The sequence below is a fragment of the Psychrobacter sp. ENNN9_III genome (assembly GCF_001462175.1).
Lineage (GTDB): Bacteria > Pseudomonadota > Gammaproteobacteria > Pseudomonadales > Moraxellaceae > Psychrobacter.
Genome location: NZ_LNUO01000136.1, coordinates 1 through 7,012, shown reverse-complemented (window position 1 = coordinate 7,012; position 7,012 = coordinate 1). Strand labels below are relative to the sequence as shown.

Here is a 7,012-nt window from a genome sequence, read left to right as displayed (position 1 = left end):
GCAAAAAACACTATCCCCCATCATCTCACGTACTATAGTGTTTTAATATGATTTAACGATAGGATGATGTGAGTTATATCTTTCTTAATATAGTCAGGTCAATATAAAAAGGATACAGCGAGACTGGGATAAGTTTTTTGCCGCCTCTGTCTACGCGGGCACAGTACGCAAGAAAAGTCTGTACCAGTCTAGCGAATTTATGCAGTGTATCTCTTTTATTTAGTATCAACTATACTACTCATCAAAATCCCTAATCTGACCACTTAAACTATCCAAAAACTCATCACTCTGCGCCAGCAACTTATTTAAGCGTTCTTCATTGATAACGCTTGCCAACTCATCAGAGCCAAAGGATTGTTCTTGACTGTAGTAGAGTATTTCTCTTGCGTCATCATTTCCTAATGTCTGTAAATACGTATCAACCGTATCAGCGCTAGATGCTTTTTCCTCAGCACTGTCGTTAGCTTTTGCATTATTACTAAACCACCTTAAGCCACTTGGCGTGATTAAGCCATCTAACGGCACATCCCACGGTTGACGTTCGAGATGTTCTACTACCTGAAAATCATAGCACCAGCCAATTTTTAACGGTTTTTTTTGACCCTGCTTGATAGCTTTTGCCAAGCGTCGTATCATAAAATCCGCCGCCCATGCCCATACGATTACCGTTTAGATCTACTGCTACTAATGGACAGATAATGACATCTAATTCGCGTGCCCAAAGTAGTCGACGACTATGATTTTGCTTCATGCCTAAACTGTGAATCCGCGTCGGTAAGTTTACCAATTTTGAATGGTAAATCGGCACAAAGCGCAGACGTTTATCGACATTGCCCTTGTCATCACGACCGAGCGAGCCTACGACTGGTAAATAAGGCAGATAGCCTAAGTGCTCGCACCAAGTGAGTAGTGGCTGGGTCGGCAGCTCACCAAAGCCATCATAATATAAGCCAATACGCGCACGTGGAGGCAAGCGCTGTTGCAACTTAATCAAGTGCAAACTTGCCATACGCGCGTATTGTCTGCGCTCGCCATCTGTAAGATTACGACGCTGACGGGTAAATTGTCGTCTCGGCGGATTGCTAGGTTTAGACTGTTTTGATTCAATGTTTTTGGATTTAGGATGCATAGATATACTATCCGTTAATATATTAAATTGATGGTAGCTGGCGCTTTTAGGTAACAGCAATCCCTATTTGTGAATATTCAACACGTCTTAGTCATGCTATCATAACGCCACTTTACATCCTATTTTTCATCATGTGCAGCAGTTGTTGCACTTTTCATAATAAATAACACAGAGGACAGTTATGTCGACACAGAATCAGGCAACTCGTACCGAAAAAGATACCATGGGCAACGTGGAAGTCCCAAGCGAGGCTTATTGGGGCGCGCAAACCCAGCGTAGCCGCGAAAACTTCAAAATCGGTGGCGAGACCTTGCCGCGTCCGATGATTGAAGCGATGGCACTGGTGAAAAAAGCCGCTGCTATTACCAATGCAAGCCTTGAGCGTATCGAAGGCGATAAGCGCGACCTCATTGTGCAAGCTGCTGACGAAGTCATCGACGGTGGTCTCACCGATCAGTTCCCATTAGTGGTATGGCAGACGGGTTCTGGTACGCAGTCAAATATGAACATGAACGAAGTGCTCGCCAACCGTGCCAACGAAATCGCTGGTTCTGAGCGTGGTAGCTACGCGCCGATTCATCCAAATGACCATGTCAACCATGCGCAGTCTACCAACGACAGCTTCCCAACGGCGATTCGTGTCGCTGCTGCGCGTCAGATCAACAGCCTGCTTATCCCAGCGGTAAAAGCACTTCGCGATACGCTAGATGCCAAAGCCAAAGAATTTGATAGTATCGTCAAAATTGGTCGTACGCATTTACAAGACGCCACGCCTTTGACCCTAGGTCAAGAGTTTAGCGGTTATGTCAGCCAGCTTGACCACTCGTTGACTCGTATCGACAACGCACTACAAGGCTTATATGAGTTGCCACTAGGTGGTACGGCGGTTGGTACGGGTCTAAATGCCCATCCTGATTATGCGGTAAAAGCAGCTGAGCAGTTATCAACTTTGACTGGTCTGCCATTTGTGACTTCACCGAATAAATTTGAAGCGCTAGCGGCTCGTGATGCCGAAGTATTTGCTTCAGGCGCACTAAAAACGCTAGCGGGTAGCTTAAATAAGATTGCTAACGACGTACGTTGGTTAGCTTCAGGTCCGCGCTGTGGTCTAGGCGAGCTTACCATTCCAGAGAATGAGCCAGGCTCATCTATCATGCCGGGCAAAGTCAATCCAACTCAGTCAGAAGCGATGACCATGGTTGTCGCTCAAGTGATGGGTAACGACGTTACTATCAGCATGGCAGGCGCGTCAGGTAACTTTGAACTAAACGTATATAAGCCAGTGATCGCCTTTAACTTATTGCAATCTATCAAGCTACTGGGTGACGCTTGCAATAGCTTTAATGACAACTGCGCGGTCGGCATCGAGCCAGTAAAAGACAAAATCGATGACTTCTTGCACAATTCATTGATGCTCGTCACGGCACTAAACCGTCATGTTGGTTATGAAAACGCCGCGAAAATCGCTAAAACGGCTTATAAAGAGAACAAAACCCTGAAGCAAGTTGCGGTTGAGCTTGATCTGATGACCGAAGCGCAGTTCGATGAGTGGGTGACGCCAGAGGATATGGTGCATCCTTCTTAATTTGGATTTTGTTAGATAAAAAAAGACCTTGTCGCTCTTGATATAAAAATGTGGCAAGGTCTTTTTTTGGTTAATATTTTTAAAGCCAGTTTTATATTTTATATAGTGGATATAAGCTTAAAAGTTTGCTTATGACCTGACATAACTATTATTATATCTACGCCGCATTTAAAAACAAAAAGACAATAACCTAAATAGGAGTAAATAATGATTACCCATGTACCTGATGTAACCTTTAAAACTCGTGTTCGTGATGAATCTATCGGCGGAGACAACCCATTTACTTGGTATGATCTCACCACAGATGAGTTATTTGCCAATAAAAAAGTGGTCGTGTTCTCGCTACCAGGTGCCTTTACGCCAACGTGTTCGACCAGCCATTTGCCTCGTTATGAAGCGCTTTATGATGAGTTTAAGGCGTTGGGCGTAGATGAAATCGTGTGCATTTCTGTCAATGATGCATTCGTTATGTACCAGTGGGGCCTCAAGCAAAACCGCGAAAACGTATTTTTGCTGCCTGATGGTAATGGTGAGTTCACTCGTAAAATGGGTATGCTTGTTGATAAGAGTAATCTTGGCTTTGGTATGCGCTCATGGCGTTATTCGATGCTTGTCGACAATAAAGCCATTAAAAAAGTGTTTAAGGAACCTGATTTTGGCGACAACTGCCCAATCGACCCCTTTGAAGTGTCAGATGCAGACACTATGTTAGAGTACTTGAAAAGTAATGCTTAAATTCTATTGAGCCAATAAAAGACAAAGTCGATGACTTATTACACAACTCATTGATGCTAGTCACTGCATTGAACCGTCATATCTGTTATGAAAACGCGGTGAAAACTGCTAAAAATGTAAATTACTAACGTTGTTATAACTAAGTAGACATTGTCTGAACTAAAACAGTAAAGCTCAAATAAAAAGAGCACATGAATCACTCATGTGCCCTTGATCATTTACTTAAATGCTCATCAATGCTCAGCTATTTTTATTTAATCTCAAGCTTTTTGCGCTCTGAGCTGGTCTCCTTTGGTAGTACCAGTTTTAGTATGCCGTTTTCATATGACGCTTCTGCCGCATCGACTTTTACCTTGGATGGCAACTGGAAGCTACGCGATACTGAGCCAAAGTAGCGCTCGCTGCGTAATATCTTGTCGCCGTCTTTTTGCTCATCATGCTGCATAATATCAGCGCTGATCGAGACGATATCTCCGGTAATGGACAGATCGATATCTTCTTTGGCAACGCCGGGTATTTCAGCGTTTACATGGAACGCATCATCTTTTTCACTGACATCAATCCTGATTTGGCTAGCATTAGGGAGCGCTTCACCATGCAGCGGACGCATCACAAAGCTAGGTGCCATCTCATCAAAGAAGTTGTCAAAGATTGAATTGCGTGTCACTAATTTACTCATAACAGTCTCCTTATCATTGATTGTCTACTGTGTATCTAACCTACTTTATATATAAAGGTGAGCTATATAATTTCAAGGGGTAATTTTAAGGTAATATGTCTAATATATTAATGAGGAATTTTGTTTTTATCTATTTTTTTAGAATAGATATTTAACGAATTACCGGCCACGATGAGCATTATTCCAATCAATAAGGCAACGGTAAAACTTTCAGAATATAAAAGCACACCAATGATGGATATTAAGGGTAATCTAAACAAATCCATAGTGACGACGAATGTCACCTCTGCATGTTGCATGGCTTTGGTCATACAATAATGTGCCGATAAGGCTGTCACCCCTATAATTATTAACCATAGCCACTGAATACCGACTGGCGTCGTCCACCCATCTATAAATAACAGCAATCCCAAAGGCGCTTGTATAAAACACATCATAAAAATAATCGTGATTGGGCTATCTGTGTTAGATAACGATTTTGTGGCCACATGAGAAAAGGCATAGCAAATAGCGGCGCCCAACACGATCAATGACGCATAATGAGCGACATCTAAGCTAGGTTGAACGATGACTATTATGCCCAGTATGCCTAATAGTACGGCAATAACTTTCTTTACCGTGATAGACTCTTTTAAGAAAAGATACGAGATGATTATCGTCCACAAGGGAACGGTAAATTCAATAGCAAAAACGGTCGCTAAGGGCAGTAGTCCTATGCCTAAGAACCAGCCATATTGTCCCGCGAAATGAAATAGATTCCTTACTAGATGTAGTTTGATACGTGTGGGAAATGAAAAACGCGCTTTCTTCAATAACAGTATGATTGGCAACAGTACCAATAAGCCGACGATACTTCGGAAGAATAAAATCTGGAAAACACCGATTTCATTATTCAGCTCACGAGCACCAATGGCCATCAAACAAAATGAGGAGAGTGCGCCAATCATCCAAAGGGTGGAGCGAATCATAATGGTGCAAGCCTGTATATAAAATCAAATCTGGAGTTTATCTTATAGTTAATTTGCTCTAAGAATGTTACGGCAAGGTTGATATAAATTTTTGCCGCCTCTGTCTGCGTAGGCACAGCAAGCAAGAAAATTACTATCAGCTTTGCGACCTACATATAAAATACATAACACTTTTAGTTAGTATTGGCTATACTTTTTACTAGCTAGAAGGAGGTACGACGATAGTTGCGGTATTTAGGTAACCAAAAATTAGCTTTTAATCGACGTTCTAAATTTTCTGCCGTGACTGGTAATGCAAGTTTATCTTCAACCGCTTGCAATGCCACTGCATAGGCTATCCTTTCACTGATTTCTCTAATAAATTTGATTGGCGGTAATACTGCACCTGGCGCTCTTTCATATTCTATTGAGATATCTGCAAGTGCTTGGCTTGCAGCCATTAACATGTTATCGCTGATGCCCGTCGCACGTGATGCTAAAACGCCTAAGCCAATACCTGGAAATATATAGCTGTTATTACATTGTGAGACCTCAAAAGACTGACCTTCAAAAGTGGTATGAGGAAAAGGACTGCCAGTTGCAATAATTGCGCGACCTTTACTCCAGCTTGTCACTTCTTGCGGTGTTGCTTCAACACGAGACGTCGGGTTTGAAAGCGGTAAGACAATTGGATTTTCAGTATTAGCACATAACGTTTCGATCACCTTTCGTGTAAACAGACCTTTTTGTCCGCTTACGCCAAACAATACCGTTATTTTTGCTTGCTCAACCACTTGGGCTAAACCAAGCTGCTGACTGTGATCCCAGTGTTCAATATCTGACTCCTTCTGTACTAACGGTACTTGGAATGCTTGCAATTCTGTCATGCCATCAGTGAGCAGGCCATAGCGATCAACCATAAATACCTGTTTGCGTGCTTGCTCTTCTGTCAACCCTTCACGCTGCATCTGGCGAATAATGTGTTCAGCAATACCGCAACCTGCTGATCCTGCCCCTAAAAAGGCTATTTTTTGCTGACTAAGTTTTTGCCCCTTATTTAAACATGCTGCAATCAATGTACCGACTGACACAGCAGCAGTTCCTTGAATATCATCATTAAAGCAACATAGCTGATTACGGTATTTATTCAATAATGGCGTGGCGTTTTCCTGGGCGAAATCTTCAAATTGTAATAACACCTCTGGCCAACGACGTTTAACCGCTTGAATGAACAAGTCTACAAATTCATTGTATTCATCGCCAGAAATTCTTGGATTTCTCCAGCCCATATACATAGGGTCGTCAAGCAGCTTTTGGTTGTTGGTACCAACATCTAACAAAATTGGTAGGCAATAAGCTGGGCTAATACCACCACAGGCCGTATATAGCGATAGTTTACCGATTGGAATACCCATTCCACCAATCCCCTGATCACCTAAGCCCAATATACGCTCACCATCGGTGACAACGATCACTTTTACTTTTTGCTTGGTTGCATTTTGCAGCATGTCATCGATTTTATGGCGCTCAGGATAAGAGACAAATAGACCACGTTTACGGCGATAAATCTGAGAGAACTTTTCGCAAGCTTGGCCAACCGTTGGGGTGTATATGAGCGGCATCACTTCCTCAATATGCTGCTCAATCAAATGGTGAAATAAAGTCTCATTCGTATCTTGTATATTACGCAGGTAAATATGCTTATCCATATCACTCGTAAAGGAGCTAAGTTGATGATAAGCGCGTAATGATTGCTCCTCAATCGTCTCGATGGCATGAGGCAATAAACCTGTCAAATTAAAACTATGACGTTCCTCTGGTGAAAAGGCGCTACCTTTATTTAGTAAAGGAGTTTCTAATAGTGCAGGACCTGCAAAGGGAATATATAAAGGACGTTGGTTTAGCATGATAAAGTCTTCTTATTAAAGGTATAGGAT

Annotated in this window: 7 protein-coding genes and 1 pseudogene; 3 read left to right on the top strand and 5 right to left on the bottom strand. The window is 42.3% G+C overall.

Annotated features, from left to right (window positions below; all coding sequences use genetic code 11):
* Positions 1-234 precede the first annotated feature (234 nt).
* Positions 235-624 (bottom strand): 5-formyltetrahydrofolate cyclo-ligase, encoded by a 390-nt coding sequence (locus tag PENNN9_RS13415; RefSeq protein ID WP_264752934.1) that lies wholly within the window; start codon positions 622-624, stop codon positions 235-237.
* Entirely contained in the window at positions 566-1,129 is a 564-nt protein-coding gene (locus tag PENNN9_RS13410; protein ID WP_264752933.1) for a 5-formyltetrahydrofolate cyclo-ligase, read from the bottom strand. Before PENNN9_RS13410 ends, PENNN9_RS13415 begins: the two co-directional genes overlap by 59 nt.
* 181 nt (positions 1,130-1,310) lie before the next feature.
* Between PENNN9_RS13410 and fumC the strand changes: the two genes are divergently transcribed.
* The 3 genes and pseudogenes from fumC to PENNN9_RS13645 form a co-directional block, all read left to right on the top strand.
* Entirely contained in the window at positions 1,311-2,714 is a 1,404-nt protein-coding gene (gene fumC, locus PENNN9_RS08360) for a class II fumarate hydratase (protein ID WP_058369242.1), read from the top strand.
* A 207-nt stretch (positions 2,715-2,921) separates the two neighbouring features.
* Positions 2,922-3,449, top strand: coding sequence for a peroxiredoxin (locus PENNN9_RS08355; RefSeq protein WP_058369241.1), 528 nt, complete (start codon positions 2,922-2,924; stop codon positions 3,447-3,449).
* Positions 3,443-3,562: pseudogene (locus PENNN9_RS13645) on the top strand (hypothetical protein); the annotation flags it as partial. The gene PENNN9_RS08355 and the pseudogene PENNN9_RS13645, both read left to right, overlap by 7 nt.
* Positions 3,563-3,699: 137 nt before the next feature.
* Here PENNN9_RS13645 and PENNN9_RS08350 read toward each other — a convergent pair.
* The 3 genes from PENNN9_RS08350 to PENNN9_RS08340 all read right to left on the bottom strand — a co-directional run bounded on the left by PENNN9_RS08350 (position 3,700) and on the right by PENNN9_RS08340 (position 6,982).
* Positions 3,700-4,128 carry an Hsp20/alpha crystallin family protein gene (locus tag PENNN9_RS08350; RefSeq protein WP_058369240.1) on the bottom strand — a complete coding sequence of 143 codons (429 nt, stop codon included), beginning with the start codon at positions 4,126-4,128 and terminating at the stop codon, positions 3,700-3,702.
* A gap of 107 nt (positions 4,129-4,235) precedes the next feature.
* Positions 4,236-5,096 carry a DMT family transporter gene (locus tag PENNN9_RS08345; RefSeq protein ID WP_197409091.1) on the bottom strand — a complete coding sequence of 287 codons (861 nt, stop codon included), beginning with the start codon at positions 5,094-5,096 and terminating at the stop codon, positions 4,236-4,238.
* A gap of 203 nt (positions 5,097-5,299) precedes the next feature.
* The gene (locus PENNN9_RS08340) at positions 5,300-6,982 is read right to left on the bottom strand and encodes an NAD-dependent malic enzyme (RefSeq protein WP_058369239.1); all 1,683 of its coding nucleotides are present in this window, start codon (positions 6,980-6,982) and stop codon (positions 5,300-5,302) included.
* Positions 6,983-7,012: the final 30 nt, after the last annotated feature.